The sequence below is a fragment of the Pseudomonas sp. Ag1 genome (assembly GCF_000278565.1).
In the GTDB taxonomy this organism is placed as follows: domain Bacteria; phylum Pseudomonadota; class Gammaproteobacteria; order Pseudomonadales; family Pseudomonadaceae; genus Aquipseudomonas.
In genome coordinates this window covers 35,025-51,147 of sequence record NZ_AKVH01000083.1, presented here as the reverse complement: position 1 = coordinate 51,147, position 16,123 = coordinate 35,025, and the positions used below count along the sequence as shown (strand labels likewise).

Sequence of the window (16,123 nt, the reverse complement as noted above, 5' to 3'; positions counted from 1 at the left end):
GCTGCTCACCTATTGAAGTTGTCGCCACATGATTCGTCGAAAACGCTCGCCGGGCCCGCTGCCCACACGGGCATACACAGACTCCAGGACGGAGCGTGAGTGCCCACTGACGCCCACTGATGTCACGCGATAGACGGTGGCCTGGGCCTCTGCCGGGAGCTGAGCCAAACCCGTTCCCGGCCCCAGGTTTTGAATACCGTAGACGCCATCTTTCATCCCTATCCAGGTCACAGTCGATACGGGATTCGTCCCCGGCCCCACTACCGAAACCGATTCGGCAGGTGGCGCGCACGCAGCCGTCGAGTGGCAAGGGCGCAGGGCGAAACCTGACGCCTGCACCAAAGACTCGCCAAGCCTGAGGCCGCTTTCGGCCTGCTGAAACGACTGGTTGCGCTGCCGAAGGCTGCCGGTAATTTTTTCTTGCGAGATTGCTCCCTGCATCGAAGACACTCCGAGGAGTGCCAACAGCAGCAGGAATACCAGGCTGATCAGCAAAACCATGCCTGCCTGCCTCGAACGGGAGAGGTAATAACCCATGGGCACGCTACTCCAGGCGATTACGTAGTGCCGCGACCACGCTGTAAGCCTGGTCTTTCACCAACCCATTTGGATCCTGAAGTGTCAGCAGAATCCGCACGCTGCGGATGAGCGACTCATCGCCGGGGTTGGGGTCATATCGGCTGACAACCGTTGAGCCTGGCTTCTCGGCTACGCCGAAACTGATATCGAATGCCCCCACGTTATCCACCAGCACCGCTTTGCTCGGGGCCGCCAGCGTACTGAACTTCAGCTGCCCGCCCTCAAAGGTGTAGGTCAGCTTGCGCAGTGGGAAGTTGATTTGCCCGGGCGTCGCTGCCGGCGGGCTTCCAACATAGGCGTGGGCAGAGCCGGTGCAATCGGAAAGCACCGTCCAGTCCGGCTTGCTGCCACCCTCCCCGACGTCGGCGGTCACCAGCGTCAGGGACCGGGAACTGCCGGTGGTACTCCATCCAATGGGACGATCAAAACCTGCGGGAGCGTTGCTGATTGATGCAGCGGACAAGCAGCCAAACATGCCCGCCTGGCGTATTTCCTGAATCAGCTTGCCAAGGGCGAACCGTGCATCATCCTGCAACAGCGAAGCCGCACTCTGGCTGGCATAAGTGGTTCGGGAGCTGAGTGCAATCTGGGTCACCCCCAGGATCAACATCAGGCCGAGGGCCAATGCCAGCAGCATCTCCACCAGACTGAAACCGCACACTGGACCTCTCATGGCAACACCCTCGGGTCGACTGCAACCCGGCTGGTCAGGGTGAATGTTTCCCGGGTGCCTTGAGCCTTCGCTCCACGGGAGTCGTCCCAACTGATGCTGATGGTCACTTCTCGCTGATTGACCGCAACCGACCCCTTGGCGCTTTCCCCGGCGAACCCGACGATATTCGCTTCAAAGTCGTGCAGGTCCAGATCACGCACACTCGCGACCGAGGTGCTGGAGGGCGCGCGTTCACCCTGGCCCCAGGCGTAATCAGCACCCGAATTGGCGCGGATCCGGTCGAGCATGTCGTAGGCAATGAAACTGGCCTGACTGGTCATCCTGGAACTGTCGGTATATTTCAATGCATTGAGCTGAATGACTGCCGCCCCTAGCAGGCCGACAGCGAGGATCAGCACAGATACCAGGACCTCGATCAGCGTCATTCCGGCCTGGGTCGGTTGCGGGTGGGGCGTTACGGGGAAAGCGTTCATTACCATCGCCATCCATGTCGAAGGTCATCAGAAAGCAGCGCAAACCTGCTGTGCGACGCAAGACTAGCGCCGGTATTGCCTGAGCGCTGCCCCCCGGAACAAAGCGAAATACTTTGGACAGGATGGCCACCATTCGACCCGCCGGACTGGGCGCTATAACTATGTCTGCCATCCGGCACCGACTGAAAAGCACACCGCGTCCACGGAGGGACGGCCCATGAAACAACGAGGTTTCTCGCTGATTGAACTGATACTCGGCCTGTTCCTGAGCGGCATCCTGGCCAATCTGGCAGTGCCGAGCCTCAAGGGGCTGCTCGAGTCGCAACGACGCCAGAGCGCCGCCGAATCCCTTGCCGGCGGACTGCGTTATGCCCGCACAGAAGCCATCGCACGCAATCGCACGGTGGTTATCCATGCATTGGACGATGACTGGAGCCGGGGTTGGAGGGTGATACTGGACCTGAACGGTCGCGGCCATCTGGACGACAAAAACCCGGTGCTGCTGGAGCGCCAGGACAGTGGGCAGATACCGATTGTGGGGAATACGCCGGTGAGAACCCAGATACGCTTCAGCAGCCTGGGTGAACCGCTGCTGTCAGCAGGGGCATTCAGCGCCGGCACCGTCCACGTGTGTGCGACGGACCAGCAACTGAGCCTGTATCAAATAGTGCTGGCCGCCAGCGGGCGTATCAGCCTGCGCAGTAACAAGACCGAGCAGGCTTTGTGCCGGGGCTATGCCGGCACTCTGGGCCTCAGAGCAGCGAACGAACCCGCAGCTCCTTGGGCATGGAGAAAGTGATGTTCTCTTCACGGCCAGCCAGTTCATCAGCGCCCGTGGCGCCCCAGGCCTGCAGTTGCTGAATAACGCCACGCACCAGGACTTCCGGGGCCGACGCCCCGGCAGTGATGCCAATGCGTTCGACACCGTCGAACCAGCTGCGCTGCATGTCTTCGGCACCATCGATCAGGTAGGACGGGGTGGCCATGCGCTCGGCCAGTTCGCGCAGGCGGTTGGAGTTGGAGCTGTTGGGGCTCCCCACCACCAGCACAACATCGCATTCGTCGGCCAATTGCTTGACCGCATCCTGGCGGTTCTGGGTGGCGTAGCAGATGTCATCCTTGCGTGGACCGCCGATGGCCGGGAAGCGCGAGCGCAAGGCATCGATGACGCGGCTGGTGTCGTCCATGGACAAGGTGGTCTGGGTAACGAAAGCCAGCTTTTCAGGGTTGTGCACCTGCAATGCAGCGACGTCTTTTTCGTCTTCCACCAGGTAGATCGCCCCACCATTGCTGCCATCGTACTGGCCCATGGTGCCCTCGACTTCCGGGTGACCGGCGTGGCCGATCAGGATGCACTCACGACCATCACGGCTGTAGCGCGCGACCTCGATGTGCACCTTGGTCACCAGCGGGCAGGTGGCGTCGAACACTTTCAGGCCACGGCCTGCTGCTTCGGTGCGTACCGCCTGGGAAACGCCGTGAGCGCTGAAGATGACGATAACGTCGTCCGGCACCTGGTCCAGTTCTTCAACGAAGATGGCCCCGCGGCTGCGCAGGTCTTCGACCACAAACTTGTTGTGGACGACTTCATGGCGCACGTAAATCGGCGGCCCGAAAACTTCCAGGGCGCGGTTGACGATTTCAATCGCCCGGTCCACGCCGGCGCAGAAGCCACGGGGGTTGGCGAGTTTGATTTGCATGCTGTGCCTCGTGTCTTGCCCTGTAGGGTCGAGCTTGTGTGGCGAGGGCGCTTGCTCCCGCTGGGCTGCGAAGCAGCCCCAACAAGCTCGCCCCTGCAGTAGGCCGATTTCGTTAGTTACAGCGCTTTAACGTCGATGATTTCAACATCAAAGGTCAAGGTTTTCCCGGCCAACGGGTGGTTGAAGTCGATGGTCACTTGCGCGTCATCAAAGGCTTTCACCACACCCGGCAGCTCGGTATTCGCCGCATCGTTGAAGATCACCAGCAAACCTTCCGACAGCTCCATGTCCTGGAACTGCGAACGCGGGATGATCTGCACGTTTTGCGGGTTGGGCTGGCCAAAGGCGTTTTCCGGCAGGATCTGCAGGTTGCGCTTGTCGCCGGCCTTGAAACCGAACAGTGCCGCTTCGAAACCCGGCAGCAGGTTGCCGTCGCCGACCTTGAAGGTCGCCGGGGCCTTGTCGAACGTGCTGTCGACCGTGTCGCCATTCTCCAGGCGCAATGCGAAATGCAAGGTGACTTCCGTGTTCTGGCCAATGCGTTGCTCAGCCAATACCTGTTCAGTCATGAACGGTCTCTCCGGTTTTCTTGCTTTTGAACATATCCAACGCCAGCATGATTGCACCGACGGTGATGGCGCTGTCGGCAAAGTTGAACGCCGGGAAGTACCAGCGGTTCTGCCAATGCACCAGAATAAAGTCGATCACATGGCCCAGGGCAATGCGGTCGTAGAGGTTGCCCAATGCGCCACCCAGCACCAGCGCCAACGCAACGGCCAGCCAGGTGTCGTTACGCCCCAGGCGCTTGAGCCAGACTACCAGCACGGCACTGACCACCACGGCGATCAGGGCAAACAGCCAGCGCTGCCAGCCGGAGCTGTCAGCCAGGAAGCTGAACGCAGCGCCGGTGTTGTAGGCCAGGGTCCAGCTGAAGTAGTCGGGAATCACCACGATCTGCTGGTACATCTCCAGGGCGCCTTCGAAGTGAGCCTTGCTGAGCTGGTCAATGACCAGCACCAGCACGCTCAACACGAGCAAGCCCAGGCGTCCAAAACGACTGGCTTCAGGCATAGTGACGAACCTCGCCAGCGCCAGAGATGTTGTCGACACAGCGACCGCAGATTTCCGGATGCTCGGGGTTCACGCCGACATCTTCACGGCAGTGCCAGCAACGGGCGCACTTGGCGAAGGAGGACTTGACCACCTTGAGCTTGAGACCCGGGACTTCGGTCGCGACGGCATCTGCAGGCGCCTGGGCAAACGGCGCCAGGCTGGCGGTCGAGGTGATCAGGACGAAGCGCAGTTCGTTGCTCAGCTTGGCCAGGTCAGCGGTCAGGCCTTCTTCGGCAAACAGCGTGACTTCGGCCTGCAGGTTGCCGCCAACGGCCTTCGCCGCGCGCTGCACTTCCAGCTCCTTGTTCACGGCAACCTTGACGGCCATTACGCCTTCCCAGTACTCGCGGCCCAGCTCGAAGTCGGCCGGCAATTCGGTCAGGCCTTCGTACCAGGTGTTGAGCATCACGGACTCGTTCCGCTCGCCCGGCAGATATTCCCACAGTTCGTCGGCGGTGAATGCCAGGATCGGGGCGATCCAGCGCACCAGCGCTTCAGAGATGTGGTACAGCGCGGTCTGCGCCGAACGGCGGGCCTTGCTGTTGGCGCCGGTGGTGTACTGGCGGTCCTTGATGATGTCGAGGTAGAAACCACCCAGCTCCTGCACGCAGAAGTTGTGGATCTTCGAGTAGACGTTCCAGAAGCGGTATTCGCCGTAGTGCTCTTGCAGCTCGCGCTGCAGCAACAGGGTACGGTCCACGGCCCAACGGTCCAGGGCGAGCATTTCCTCGGCCGGCAGGATGTCGGTGGCCGGGTTGAAACCGGTCAGGTTCGACAGCATGAAGCGTGCGGTATTACGGATCCGGCGGTAGGCATCGGCGCTGCGCTGCAGGATCTGCTCGGAAACGGCCATCTCGCCCGAATAATCGGTAGAGGCAACCCACAGGCGCATGATGTCGGCGCCCAGGGTGTCGTTGACCTTTTGCGGCGCGATCACGTTGCCCAGGGACTTGGACATCTTGCGACCGTTCTCGTCGACGGTGAAACCGTGGGTCAGCAGCTCGCGGTACGGGGCATGATCGTCGATCGCGCAACCGGTCAGCAACGAGGAGTGGAACCAGCCACGGTGTTGGTCCGAACCTTCCAGGTACAGGTCGGCACGCGGGCCGGTCTCATGGCCCATCGGGTGCGAGCCGCGCAGTACGTGCCAGTGGGTGGTACCCGAGTCGAACCAGACGTCGAGGGTGTCGCTGATCTTGTCGTACAGCGGCGCTTCGTCGCCCAGCAGCTCGGCGGCGTCCAGCTTGAACCAGGCTTCGATGCCCTCTTGTTCAACGCGCTGGGCAACCTCTTCCATCAGCTCGACGGTACGTGGGTGCAACTCGCCGCTTTCCTTGTTCAGGAAGAACGGAATCGGCACGCCCCAGTTGCGCTGGCGGGAGATGCACCAGTCCGGACGGTTGGCGATCATCGAGTGCAGGCGCGCCTGGCCCCAGGCCGGAACGAACTTGGTGTCTTCGATCGCCTTGATCGCACGCTTGCGCAGGGTTTCGCCGCTGGTCGGCTCTTTGTCCATGCCGATAAACCACTGCGCAGTGGCGCGGTAGATCAGCGGGGTCTTGTGACGCCAGCAGTGCATATAGCTGTGGGTGATGGTTTCGGTGTGCAGCAGCGCACCGACTTCCGCCAGCTTGTCGACGATCGCCGGGTTGGCCTTGAAGATGAACTGGCCACCGAAGAATTCCAGGGACGGCACGTACACGCCGTTGCTTTGCACGGGATTGATGATGTCGTCGTTGACCAGGCCGTACTGCTTGCAGATCACGAAGTCGTCAACGCCATAGGCAGGCGAGCAGTGAACCACGCCGGTGCCGGCGCCCAGTTCAACGTACTCGGCCAGGTAGATTGGCGACAGGCGGTCGTAGAACGGGTGACGGAAGTTGATCAGTTCCAGCGCGGACCCGGTAGTGGTCGCGATCACCGAGCCTTGCAGGTTGTAGCGGGCCAGGCACGCCTCCACCAGCTCTTCAGCCAGCACCAGCAGTTTGTCACCGACGTCCACCAGGGCGTAGGTGAATTCCGGGTGCACGTTCAGCGCCTGGTTGGCCGGGATGGTCCACGGGGTGGTGGTCCAGATCACGATGGAGGCTGGCTTGGCCAGGCTCGCCAGACCGAAGGCTTGCGCCAGTTTGGCTTCGTCGGCGATCGGGAAGGCCACGTCGATGGTCGAGGACTTCTTGTCTTCGTACTCGACTTCGGCTTCAGCCAGGGCCGAGCCGCAATCAAAGCACCAGTTCACGGGCTTGAGGCCCTTGAACACGAAACCGCCCTTGACGATTTCGGCCAAGGCGCGGATTTCACCGGCCTCGTTCTTGAAGTTCATGGTCTTGTACGGGTTGGCCCAGTCGCCCAACACCCCCAGGCGGATGAATTCGGACTTCTGCCCTTCGATCTGCTCGGTGGCGTAGGCACGGCACAGTTCGCGGGTTTTATCCGCGCCCAGGTTCTTGCCGTAGGTCACTTCGACCTTGTGTTCAATCGGCAGGCCGTGGCAGTCCCAGCCCGGGACATAAGGCGCGTCGAAACCCGAAAGGGTTTTCGAGCGGATGATCATGTCCTTGAGAATCTTGTTCAGCGCATGACCGATGTGAATCGTGCCGTTGGCATAAGGAGGGCCGTCGTGCAGGACGAATTTCGGACGATCCTTGCCAATCTCGCGCAACTTTCCGTACAGGCCAATACTGTCCCAGCGCTGCAGGATCTGCGGTTCGCGCTGTGGCAGGCCGGCCTTCATTGGGAAGGCGGTGTCCGGAAGGTTTAGCGTGGCTTTATAGTCGGTCATTTAAGGCTCTTCATTAGCGATGGGCGCTAGGTGCGGCTAGTGCACGGGCGGCGGCGACATCCGCATTGATCGCCGTTTTCAACGCCTCCAGGGAGGCGAAACGCTGCTCTTCACGCAGCTTTTGGTGGAAAGCCACCGTCAAACGCCGGTCATACAAATCACCGGCAAAATCCAAAAGGTGAACTTCCAGGTGGGCTTTGCCATCACCTGCAACCGTGGGCCTGACGCCTATGTTGGCGACTCCGGGCCACGATTGGCCGTCGATGTCGACACTCACCAGGTAAACCCCGGTCAGTGGCACACGACGGCGCTTGAGCTGCACGTTGGCGGTTGGCGTGCCCAGTTGGCGCGCCAGCTTCTGGCCGTGCAGCACCCGCCCGGCAATCCGGAACGGGCGACCGAGCAAACGCTCGGCCAAGGCGAAGTCGGCAGCGGCCAGGGCGTTACGCACCTGGGTACTGCTCACGCGCAGGCCGTCCAGTTCGACGGTTTGCGCGGCTTCGACGGTAAAACCCTGGGTGACGCCGGCCTGCTGCAGGAAATCGAAATCCCCTACCCGGTCGCAACCGAAACGGAAGTCGTCGCCGACCTCCAGATGCTGCACGCCGAGGCCGTCCACCAGGATACGGTCGACGAACTCGGCGGCGCTGAGGCTGCGCAAGCGCTGGTTGAAAGCCAGGCAGAGGACGCGGTCCACACCTTCTTCAGCCAGCAGTTGCAGCTTGTCCCGCAGGCGGGCCAGACGCGCCGGCGCCGTCTGCGGGGTAAAGAATTCGCGCGGCTGTGGTTCAAAAATCACCACGCAGCTGGGCACGCCCAACTCAACCGCACGCTCACGCAGGCGGGCCAGGATAGCCTGGTGGCCACGGTGAACACCGTCAAAGTTGCCAATAGTGGCGACGCAGCCCCGATGCTGGGGGCGCAGGTTGTGGAGACCTCGAACCAGCTGCATAACGCGCTTCTTGCTCATAAAGTGGTCGATTATAACCACACCCGGCCCCGGACGACAGGCAACAGCGCAGGCCATTTGCGCGAATCGATAAAACAACCGTCTTATCGACGAAAAGTCTCTAGCTCAGCGACTTGCGATTGAAATCCCGCAAGCGGAAGCCCATCAGCAGCAACATGCCGAAGTACACCAGCACACCAGCCGCCACCAACGCTCCCAGGCGCATGAAGCGCTCGAGCATATGGCCCTGCTCCCAGGCCGGCATGAAGTGCATCAGGCCCAGCAGTACCGCGGCCATCGTCCCCACCGCCACCACCAACTTGAGCGCAAACGAGCCCCAGCCCGCCTGAGGCTGGAACATTTTCTGTTTACGCAGCTGATAAAACAGCAGCCCGGCGTTGATGCAGGCCCCCACACTGATCGCCAGCGCCAGCCCGGCATGCTTCAGCGGACCGATGAACGCCAGGTTGAGCAGTTGGGTAACCACCAGGGTGAAGATCGCGATCTTTACCGGGGTACGGATGTTTTGTTGAGCATAAAAGCCGGGAGCCAGCACCTTGATCACGATAATGCCCAGCAGCCCAACGGAATAGGCGATCAGCGCACGCTGGGTCATCGAGGCGTCAAACGCAGTGAACTGGCCGTACTGGAACAGTGCGACGGTCAGCGGCTCGGCGAGCAACCCCAGGGCCACGGCACACGGCAGCACCAGCACGAAGCACAGGCGCAGGCCCCAGTCGAGAATCCGCGAATATTCGTGGCGGTCTTTGCTGGCATAGGTACGCGACAGCGTTGGCAGCAGGATGGTGCCGAGTGCCACGCCGAGCACGCCGGACGGCAATTCCATCAGACGGTCGGCGTAGTACATCCACGACACCGAACCCGAGACCAGCAGCGAGGCGAAGGCGGTGTTGATGATCAGGGAAATCTGGCTGACGGAAACCCCGAGGATGGCCGGCAGCATGTTGCGCATCACCCGCCAGACGCCGGTGTCCTTGAGATTCAAACGCGGCAGCACGAGCATGCCGATTTTCTTCAGGTGCGGCAGCTGGTACAGCAGTTGTGCCAGGCCACCAGCCAGGACCGCCCAGCCGAGGGCCATCACAGGCGGATCGAAATACGGTGTCAGGAACAGCGCAAAAATAATCATGCTGACGTTAAGCAGGGTCGGCACGAAGGCCGGCACCGAGAAACGGTTCCAGGTATTAAGGATCGCCCCGGCCAGGGACGACAGGGAAATCAGCAATATATAAGGAAAGGTCACCCGCAACAGATCAGTGGTCAGGGCGAATTTTTCCGGTGTATTGGCAAAACCGGGGGCCGTGGCCCAGATCACCCAGGGCGCGGCGAGCATCCCGGCGATCGTCACCAGCGTCAGCACCAACGTCAGCAAACCCGAAACATAGGCAATGAAGGTGCGGGTCGCCTCCTCGCCTTGCTGGGCCTTGTACTCCGCCAGAATCGGCACGAATGCCTGGGAAAAAGCCCCCTCGGCGAAGATCCGCCGCAGCAGGTTGGGCAGTTTAAAGGCAATGAAGAAGGCATCCGTGGCCATGCTGGCGCCAAAAATACGTGCCAGCAGCGTGTCACGCACAAACCCCAGAACCCGGGAAATCATAGTGATAGAGCTGACAGCGGCCAACGATTTGAGCAGATTCATTGAAAGAGTTTTTGCCTATAGATAAAGAGCAGGCGAACAAACGGCCCACATATGCGATACTCCGCGCCTGCAACAAGCACAGAGCCAAAGCTCGCGAGTTTACAGGTCAAGCGCCGGAAATAAATCACCCGCCTCTTAAGATCGACCACTCAGCAGTTCGCATCACACGCCCTTGACAAGACTTCAACTCATCGGCATGATTCGCGGCCTATTTTGTTTGCTATTTCCTAAAAAGTCTTTCGAGGAGCTCGACGGTGGCCAACACACCTTCCGCCAAAAAACGTGCAAAACAGGCTGAGAAGCGTCGCAGCCACAACGCCAGCCTGCGTTCCATGGTTCGTACCTACATCAAGAATGTAGTTAAAGCCATTGACGCAAAAGACGCTGAAAAAGCTCAAGCTGCTTACGTTCTGGCTGTGCCAGTTATCGACCGTATGGCCGATAAAGGCATCATCCACAAGAACAAAGCTGCTCGCCATAAAGGTCGTCTGAATGGCCACATCAAGGCTCTGAACCTTGCTGCTGCAGCCTAAGCGATAAGCTTGTTAAAAAACCGACCCCAGGGTCGGTTTTTTATTGCCTGCGATTTGGGAAAGCCAAAAAAAGAGCCGGCATGCCGGCTCTGCTTCAGATTTATTGCGCTGTGGGCCACGGCAGGATCGGAATCGCCGTCACCGCATTCTGCGGGCTGCCTTCGATCAAGCGGTCGCTGTAGACCAGATACACCAGGGTATTGCGCTTCTTGTCGAGGAAACGCACCACCTGCATGGTCTTGAAGACCAGGGACGTGCGCTCCTTGAACACCTCATCCCCATCCTTCAGCTCGCCCTTGAAGCGAATCGCACCTACCTGGCGACAGGCAATCGACGCCTCGGCGCGATCCTCCGCCAGACCCAACCCACCCTTTACCCCGCCCGTCTTGGCGCGAGACAGGTAGCAGGTCACGCCATCCACCTTCGGGTCATCAAAGGCCTCGACCACGATCCGGTCATTGGGGCCGACAAACTTGAACACCGTCGACACCTGGCCAATCTCTTCGGCCGACGCCAGCAACGGCATCGCCAGCAGCAAACCGAGCAATCCCTTCATTACGCGCATCGAGACTTCCTTTTTACTTAAACCAGAATCAGGTTATCCCGGTGAACCAGCTCCGGCTCAGCCATGTAACCCAACAGACCGACAATCGCCTCAGACGACTGCCCGATGATTTTCTGCGCCTCAAGGGCGCTGTAGTTGGCAAGGCCACGGGCAATCTCACGACCGTCCGGCGCCACGCACACCACCATTTCGCCACGGCGGAAGCTGCCCTGGACCAGTTTTACACCCACCGGCAGCAAGCTTTTGTTGCCTTGGGACAACGCTGAAACCGCACCAGCATCCAACACCAGGGTACCGCGCGTCTGAAGATGCCCCGCCAGCCACTGCTTGCGCGCCGCCAGCATGCCACGCTCAGGCGACAGCAGCGTACCGATGCGCTCGCCCGCCTTGAGGCGATCCAGCACCCGCTCAATCCGACCGCCAACGATGATGGTATGCGCGCCGGAACGCGCCGCCAGCCGTGCCGCACGCAGCTTGGTCTGCATGCCGCCACGCCCCAGGGCACCGCCGACACTGCCAGCCACCGCATCCAGCGCCGGATCATCGGCACGCGCTTCGTAAATCAGCTGGGCCTCAGGGTTATTGCGCGGGTCAGCGTCGAACATGCCGTCGCGATCCGTGAGGATCACCAGCAAATCAGCCTCAACCAGGTTGGCCACCAGCGCTGCCAGGGTGTCGTTGTCACCGAAGCGAATCTCGTCGGTCACCACGGTGTCATTCTCGTTGATCACCGGGATCACCTTGAGTTCAACCAGGGCACGCAGGGTGCTGCGGGCGTTCAGGTAGCGCTTGCGGTCGGACAAGTCGTCATGGGTCAGCAGAATCTGCGCCGTGTGGCGCCCGTGCTCGGCAAAGCTGGACTCCCAGGCCTGCACCAGGCCCATCTGACCAATGGCAGCAGCGGCTTGCAGCTCGTGCATCGCGCTGGGTCGCGCGGTCCAGCCAAGGCGGCTCATGCCGGCGGCAACCGCCCCGGACGACACCAACACCAACTCGACGCCGGCCTCATGCAAGGCCACCATCTGGTCCACCCAGACACTCATGGCCGCACGATCCAGCCCCTTGCCATCCGCCGTCAGCAGCGCGCTACCGATCTTAACGACCCAACGCTGCGCACCTGTCACCTTGCTCCGCATCATCTTCAACCTTAGATAGAGGGCCGCGCGACCCAGCGCCGCCCATAACGTTATTCGTGACTACCGATTTCCAGATACCAAAACGCCGCTCGATTGAGCGGCGCTTAAGTTTACTGCAACGAATCAGTCGCGCACGTAAATGATTTCCGGACCATCTTCATCATCCACGTCTTCCTCGTCCCAATCATCGTCACCGATATCATGGACCGACTTGACACCACTGCGACGCAGGGCACGCTGATCATCCAGCGCCTGCAACTGGGCACGAGCCTCGTCTTCGATGCGCTGATCCAGTTCAGCCAGCTCGGCCTTGTAGACAGGGTCGGCGGCCAGGCGATCGGCACGGTCTTCGAGGTAACGCATGATGTCGCGAGTCAGGCGCTCAGTGCCTTCTTTGGCAATGGCCGAGATCACGTAGACCGGACCGGTCCATTCCAGGCGATCAACGATCTCCTTGACGCGCTCTTCGTGCTCTTCCTCGAGGATCTGGTCGCACTTGTTCAGCACCAACCAGCGATCACGCTCAGCCAGGGACGGGCTGAACTTGGTCAGCTCGCTGACGATCACTTCAGCAGCGTCCGGTGCACTGGTGTCATCCAGCGGCGCCATGTCGACGAGGTGCAGCAGCAAACGGGTGCGGGACAAGTGCTTGAGGAAACGGATCCCCAGGCCTGCGCCGTCGGAAGCGCCTTCGATCAGGCCCGGAATGTCCGCAACCACGAAGCTTTTCCAGCGGTCGACGCTGACCACACCCAGGTTCGGCACCAGGGTAGTGAACGGGTAATCGGCGACTTTCGGCTTGGCAGCAGACACCGAGCGAATGAACGTACTTTTGCCGGCATTCGGCAGACCCAGCAGGCCCACGTCAGCCAGCACCTTCATTTCCAGCTTCAGGTCACGCTGCTCGCCTGGCTTGCCCGGCGTGGTCTGGCGTGGCGCACGGTTGGTACTGGACTTGAAACGGGTGTTGCCCAGACCGTGCCAGCCGCCATGAGCCACCAGCAGGCGCTGACCGGCTTTGGTCAGGTCACCAATGACTTCCTGGGTTGCGGAGTCGATCACGGTGGTACCAACCGGAACCCGCAGCACCAACTCTTCGCCTTTTTTACCGGTGCAGTCAGTGCTGCCGCCGTTGGAGCCACGCTCGGCATCAAAGTGCCGGGTGTAACGGTAGTCCACCAGGGTGTTGAGGTTTTCGTCGGCGATCATGTAGACCGAGCCGCCATCACCACCATCACCACCGTTAGGACCACCGTTTTCGATGAATTTTTCCCGACGGAAACTCATACAACCGTTACCGCCGTCGCCAGCTTTTACTCGGATCGAAACTTCATCAACGAACTTCATAACAAAACGCCTCTCGTCGCACGGACGAGCTTAAGAAACCAAGACATAAGACTCTTGCAAAAATGAGCGCAGCGACCTCAAGCAACGACCGCAAATCCACTGCTTTCGCCCATCACAAACAGCTTTGCAAGAGACTCACCCCACAAACGAAAAAGCCCCGTCGCGAGACAGGGCTTTTCCAGCAACTACGTAATTATGCCGCGACGACTTCAGTCTTCGGGACAATGCTCACGTAACGGCGGTTGAAAGCGCCTTTTACTTCAAACTTGATCACGCCGTCGATTTTAGCGAACAGAGTGTGATCTTTACCCATGCCAACACCGTAACCGGCGTGGAATTGGGTGCCGCGCTGACGCACGATGATGTTGCCCGGAATGATAACCTGGCCGCCATACATCTTCACGCCAAGGCGTTTGGCTTCTGAGTCGCGACCGTTACGGGTACTACCACCAGCTTTTTTGTGTGCCATGAGTCAATTCTCCTAGTGAGGAATTAGGCTGAAATTAAGCCTGAATACCGGTGATTTTGATCTCGGTGTACCACTGGCGGTGGCCCATACGCTTCATGTGGTGCTTACGACGACGGAACTTGATGATGCGGACTTTATCGTGACGACCTTGGGAGATCACTTCAGCCACAACGGTAGCGCCTGCAACAACTGGAGCGCCGATGTTCACGTCATCGCCATTGGCGACCAACAGAACGCGATCAAAAGTAACGGATTCGCCAGTAGCGATTTCCAGCTTCTCGATCTTCAGGTATTCACCTGGGGCGACCTTGTATTGCTTGCCACCAGTAACAATTACTGCGTACGACATGGTATTTCTCCGATAATCCTGCTCACCCAGCGCTTTATAAGAAGAGGTATTGGCTGGCATGGCTGCATGGGATGGACGTCCCGAATGCAATTGCGTAAGGCAGGTGCTGCCCAGGAAGTTCAGGGTGCGCGATTGTACGCAAGCTATGGAGGTGTTGCAAGTAGCCGTCTATCGCGCCTTGACACTACGGGACGTGGGTCCTAGCATGCCGCGCAACCCTTCTGGAGCGACTGTCGCTGATGCAACCCCAAGCTTTCTACCGCGCGGTGGCGGACGATTTTAGCGCCGTCGACGGCATCATCAAGAAGCAGCTGACTTCTAAAGTGCCGCTGGTCTCCAAAATTGGCGACTACATTACGTCGGCCGGCGGTAAACGCCTGCGTCCTTTATTAGTGTTGCTGTGTGGCAAGGCCCTGGGCCGCGAAGGCGATGACCTGCGCCTGCTGGCCGCGACCATCGAGTTCCTGCACACCGCCACCCTGCTGCACGACGACGTGGTCGACATGTCCGGCATGCGCCGTGGTCGCGAGACGGCCAACGCGATGTGGGGCAATGCGCCGAGCGTGCTGGTGGGCGACTTCCTGTACTCGCGCTCGTTCGAAATGATGGTCGAGCTGGGCTCGATGCCGGTGATGAAGATTCTTTCACAGGCCACGCGCATCATCGCCGAAGGCGAAGTGTTGCAGCTGTCGAAGGTTCGCGACGCCAGCACCACCGAAGAAACCTACATGGAAGTGATTCGCGGCAAAACCGCGATGCTCTTCGAAGCCTCGACCCATAGCGCCGCCGCCCTGTGCGAAGCAACGCCCGAGCAGAGCGAAGCCCTGCGCACCTTCGGCGATCACCTGGGCGTGGCCTTCCAGCTCGTGGACGACCTGCTGGACTATCGCGGCGACGCCGAAACCCTGGGCAAGAACGTCGGTGACGACCTGGCCGAGGGCAAGCCGACCTTGCCACTGATCTACACCATGCGCGAAGGCACGCCGGAACAGGCCGCCCTGGTGCGCAAGGCGATCCAGAAAGGCGGGATCGAAGACCTGGAAAGCATCCGCGAAGCCGTGGAAGCCTCGGGTTCCCTCGAATACACGGCGCAACTGGCCCGTGACTACGTGGCTCGCGCGATCCAATGCCTGGAAGCCCTTCCAGCCAGCGAATACCGGGACGCCCTGGTTGAGCTGAGTGAGTTCGCGGTCGCCCGTACTCACTGATTCTGCTCTGCTCCATGCAGGAGCTGGCTTGCCTGCGATTGCATCACCGCGGTGTAACAGACAAACCGAGGTGCCTGCATCGCAGGCAAGCCAGCTCCCGCAGCGTTCTCTGGCGTTGCGGCCCCCTGCCCGGCTAAAACCCTATACAATGTGCGCTTTTTAGCCATCCTGAAACCAAAGGAGCTTTAGTGAGCACGTTGCCACCCTGCCCGAAATGCAATTCCGAATACACCTACGAAGATGGCGCCCAGCTGATTTGCCCGGAATGCGCCCATGAGTGGGCCGTCGGCGGCGAAGCCGAGGCGGCCAGCGATGAATCCGTGAAGAAAGACTCTGTGGGCAACGTCCTGCAGGACGGCGACACCATCACCGTGATCAAGGACCTCAAGGTCAAGGGCACGTCCCTGGTGGTCAAGGTCGGCACCAAGGTCAAGAACATCCGCCTGTGCGATGGCGACCACGATATCGACTGCAAGATCGACGGTATCGGCCCGATGAAACTCAAGTCCGAGTTCGTCCGCAAGGTCTGAATATGCTGCCTCCATCCCGTGCCCTGCACGGGATGGCGCTTCACCCTCCCCGCGTCA

The 16,123-nt window shown here is 60.2% G+C and carries 18 protein-coding genes; 4 read left to right on the top strand and 14 right to left on the bottom strand.

The features are described from left to right. Positions 1 to 9: 9 nt before the first annotated feature. The 3 genes from A462_RS24010 to pilV are packed head-to-tail and all read right to left on the bottom strand — an operon-like array spanning position 10 to position 1,725. Positions 10 to 537 carry a pilus assembly PilX family protein gene (locus A462_RS24010; RefSeq protein ID WP_003215890.1) on the bottom strand — a complete coding sequence of 176 codons (528 nt, stop codon included), beginning with the start codon at positions 535 to 537 and terminating at the stop codon, positions 10 to 12. 7 nt (positions 538 to 544) lie between these two features. Further along, on the bottom strand, positions 545 to 1,252 hold the full coding sequence (locus A462_RS24015) for a PilW family protein (RefSeq protein ID WP_032899052.1): 708 nt from the start codon (positions 1,250 to 1,252) through the stop codon (positions 545 to 547). Next, a complete protein-coding gene (gene pilV / locus A462_RS24020; RefSeq protein ID WP_008432845.1) occupies positions 1,249 to 1,725 on the bottom strand; it encodes a type IV pilus modification protein PilV in 477 nt (158 codons plus the stop codon). The genes A462_RS24015 and pilV overlap by 4 nt, the downstream gene beginning before the upstream one ends. 217 nt (positions 1,726 to 1,942) lie before the next feature. Between pilV and A462_RS24025 the strand changes: the two genes are divergently transcribed. Beyond that, positions 1,943 to 2,524 carry a GspH/FimT family pseudopilin gene (locus A462_RS24025; RefSeq protein ID WP_008432843.1) on the top strand — a complete coding sequence of 194 codons (582 nt, stop codon included), beginning with the start codon at positions 1,943 to 1,945 and terminating at the stop codon, positions 2,522 to 2,524. Here the strand turns inward: A462_RS24025 and ispH are convergent. The 6 genes from ispH to murJ form a co-directional block, all read right to left on the bottom strand. Then, on the bottom strand, positions 2,478 to 3,425 hold the full coding sequence (gene ispH, locus A462_RS24030) for a 4-hydroxy-3-methylbut-2-enyl diphosphate reductase (protein ID WP_008432841.1): 948 nt from the start codon (positions 3,423 to 3,425) through the stop codon (positions 2,478 to 2,480). The genes A462_RS24025 and ispH overlap by 47 nt on opposite strands. Positions 3,426 to 3,541: 116 nt before the next feature. Further along, entirely contained in the window at positions 3,542 to 3,979 is a 438-nt protein-coding gene (gene fkpB / locus A462_RS24035) for an FKBP-type peptidyl-prolyl cis-trans isomerase (protein ID WP_003215879.1), read from the bottom strand. Positions 3,980 to 3,986: 7 nt separating this feature from the next. Next, positions 3,987 to 4,496 carry a signal peptidase II gene (gene lspA / locus A462_RS24040; protein ID WP_003215877.1) on the bottom strand — a complete coding sequence of 170 codons (510 nt, stop codon included), beginning with the start codon at positions 4,494 to 4,496 and terminating at the stop codon, positions 3,987 to 3,989. Next, positions 4,489 to 7,320, bottom strand: coding sequence for an isoleucine--tRNA ligase (gene ileS / locus A462_RS24045; protein WP_008432838.1), 2,832 nt, complete (start codon positions 7,318 to 7,320; stop codon positions 4,489 to 4,491). Before ileS ends, lspA begins: the two co-directional genes overlap by 8 nt. A gap of 13 nt (positions 7,321 to 7,333) precedes the next feature. Beyond that, a complete protein-coding gene (gene ribF / locus A462_RS24050; protein WP_003215874.1) occupies positions 7,334 to 8,272 on the bottom strand; it encodes a bifunctional riboflavin kinase/FAD synthetase in 939 nt (312 codons plus the stop codon). A gap of 118 nt (positions 8,273 to 8,390) precedes the next feature. Continuing rightward, a complete protein-coding gene (gene murJ / locus A462_RS24055) occupies positions 8,391 to 9,929 on the bottom strand; it encodes a murein biosynthesis integral membrane protein MurJ (RefSeq protein ID WP_008432837.1) in 1,539 nt (512 codons plus the stop codon). A 254-nt stretch (positions 9,930 to 10,183) separates the two neighbouring features. Between murJ and rpsT the strand changes: the two genes are divergently transcribed. Then, positions 10,184 to 10,462 (top strand): 30S ribosomal protein S20, encoded by a 279-nt coding sequence (rpsT, locus tag A462_RS24060; RefSeq protein ID WP_003215870.1) that lies wholly within the window; start codon positions 10,184 to 10,186, stop codon positions 10,460 to 10,462. 100 nt (positions 10,463 to 10,562) lie between these two features. Here the strand turns inward: rpsT and A462_RS24065 are convergent, their stop codons facing one another. The 5 genes from A462_RS24065 to rplU all read right to left on the bottom strand — a co-directional run bounded on the left by A462_RS24065 (position 10,563) and on the right by rplU (position 14,328). After that, positions 10,563 to 11,027 (bottom strand): CreA family protein, encoded by a 465-nt coding sequence (locus A462_RS24065; protein WP_008432835.1) that lies wholly within the window; start codon positions 11,025 to 11,027, stop codon positions 10,563 to 10,565. A 17-nt stretch (positions 11,028 to 11,044) separates the two neighbouring features. Further along, positions 11,045 to 12,163, bottom strand: a complete 1,119-nt coding sequence (gene proB / locus A462_RS24070; protein WP_003215866.1) for a glutamate 5-kinase — start codon at positions 12,161 to 12,163, stop codon at positions 11,045 to 11,047. Positions 12,164 to 12,286: 123 nt separating this feature from the next. After that, complete coding sequence (gene cgtA / locus A462_RS24075) at positions 12,287 to 13,510, bottom strand: Obg family GTPase CgtA (protein ID WP_003215864.1); 1,224 nt, start codon at positions 13,508 to 13,510, stop codon at positions 12,287 to 12,289. Between the two features lie 193 nt (positions 13,511 to 13,703). Further along, the gene (gene rpmA, locus A462_RS24080; protein WP_003215862.1) at positions 13,704 to 13,979 is read right to left on the bottom strand and encodes a 50S ribosomal protein L27; all 276 of its coding nucleotides are present in this window, start codon (positions 13,977 to 13,979) and stop codon (positions 13,704 to 13,706) included. Between the two features lie 34 nt (positions 13,980 to 14,013). Then, on the bottom strand, positions 14,014 to 14,328 hold the full coding sequence (gene rplU, locus A462_RS24085) for a 50S ribosomal protein L21 (protein WP_003176051.1): 315 nt from the start codon (positions 14,326 to 14,328) through the stop codon (positions 14,014 to 14,016). Between the two features lie 239 nt (positions 14,329 to 14,567). Between rplU and A462_RS24090 the strand changes: the two genes are divergently transcribed. Further along, positions 14,568 to 15,536, top strand: a complete 969-nt coding sequence (locus A462_RS24090; protein WP_003215860.1) for a polyprenyl synthetase family protein — start codon at positions 14,568 to 14,570, stop codon at positions 15,534 to 15,536. Between the two features lie 188 nt (positions 15,537 to 15,724). Continuing rightward, entirely contained in the window at positions 15,725 to 16,066 is a 342-nt protein-coding gene (locus tag A462_RS24095; protein ID WP_003215858.1) for a zinc ribbon domain-containing protein YjdM, read from the top strand. Positions 16,067 to 16,123 lie beyond the last annotated feature (57 nt).

Excerpts from the sequence above, each read along its gene's own strand:
- murJ (WP_008432837.1), bottom strand. The coding sequence starts at position 9,929 with ATGAATCTGCTCAAATCGTTGGCCGCTGTCAGCTCTATCACTATGATT.
- ribF (WP_003215874.1), bottom strand. The coding sequence starts at position 8,272 with ATGCAGCTGGTTCGAGGTCTCCACAACCTGCGCCCCCAGCATCGGGGC.
- cgtA (WP_003215864.1), bottom strand. The coding sequence starts at position 13,510 with ATGAAGTTCGTTGATGAAGTTTCGATCCGAGTAAAAGCTGGCGACGGC.
- proB (WP_003215866.1), bottom strand. The coding sequence starts at position 12,163 with ATGCGGAGCAAGGTGACAGGTGCGCAGCGTTGGGTCGTTAAGATCGGT.
- A462_RS24010 (WP_003215890.1), bottom strand. The coding sequence starts at position 537 with ATGGGTTATTACCTCTCCCGTTCGAGGCAGGCAGGCATGGTTTTGCTG.
- A462_RS24015 (WP_032899052.1), bottom strand. The coding sequence starts at position 1,252 with ATGAGAGGTCCAGTGTGCGGTTTCAGTCTGGTGGAGATGCTGCTGGCA.
- A462_RS24025 (WP_008432843.1), top strand. The coding sequence starts at position 1,943 with ATGAAACAACGAGGTTTCTCGCTGATTGAACTGATACTCGGCCTGTTC.
- rpmA (WP_003215862.1), bottom strand. The coding sequence starts at position 13,979 with ATGGCACACAAAAAAGCTGGTGGTAGTACCCGTAACGGTCGCGACTCA.
- lspA (WP_003215877.1), bottom strand. The coding sequence starts at position 4,496 with ATGCCTGAAGCCAGTCGTTTTGGACGCCTGGGCTTGCTCGTGTTGAGC.
- ileS (WP_008432838.1), bottom strand. The coding sequence starts at position 7,320 with ATGACCGACTATAAAGCCACGCTAAACCTTCCGGACACCGCCTTCCCA.
- A462_RS24065 (WP_008432835.1), bottom strand. The coding sequence starts at position 11,027 with ATGCGCGTAATGAAGGGATTGCTCGGTTTGCTGCTGGCGATGCCGTTG.
- pilV (WP_008432845.1), bottom strand. The coding sequence starts at position 1,725 with ATGAACGCTTTCCCCGTAACGCCCCACCCGCAACCGACCCAGGCCGGA.
- ispH (WP_008432841.1), bottom strand. The coding sequence starts at position 3,425 with ATGCAAATCAAACTCGCCAACCCCCGTGGCTTCTGCGCCGGCGTGGAC.
- A462_RS24090 (WP_003215860.1), top strand. The coding sequence starts at position 14,568 with ATGCAACCCCAAGCTTTCTACCGCGCGGTGGCGGACGATTTTAGCGCC.
- rplU (WP_003176051.1), bottom strand. The coding sequence starts at position 14,328 with ATGTCGTACGCAGTAATTGTTACTGGTGGCAAGCAATACAAGGTCGCC.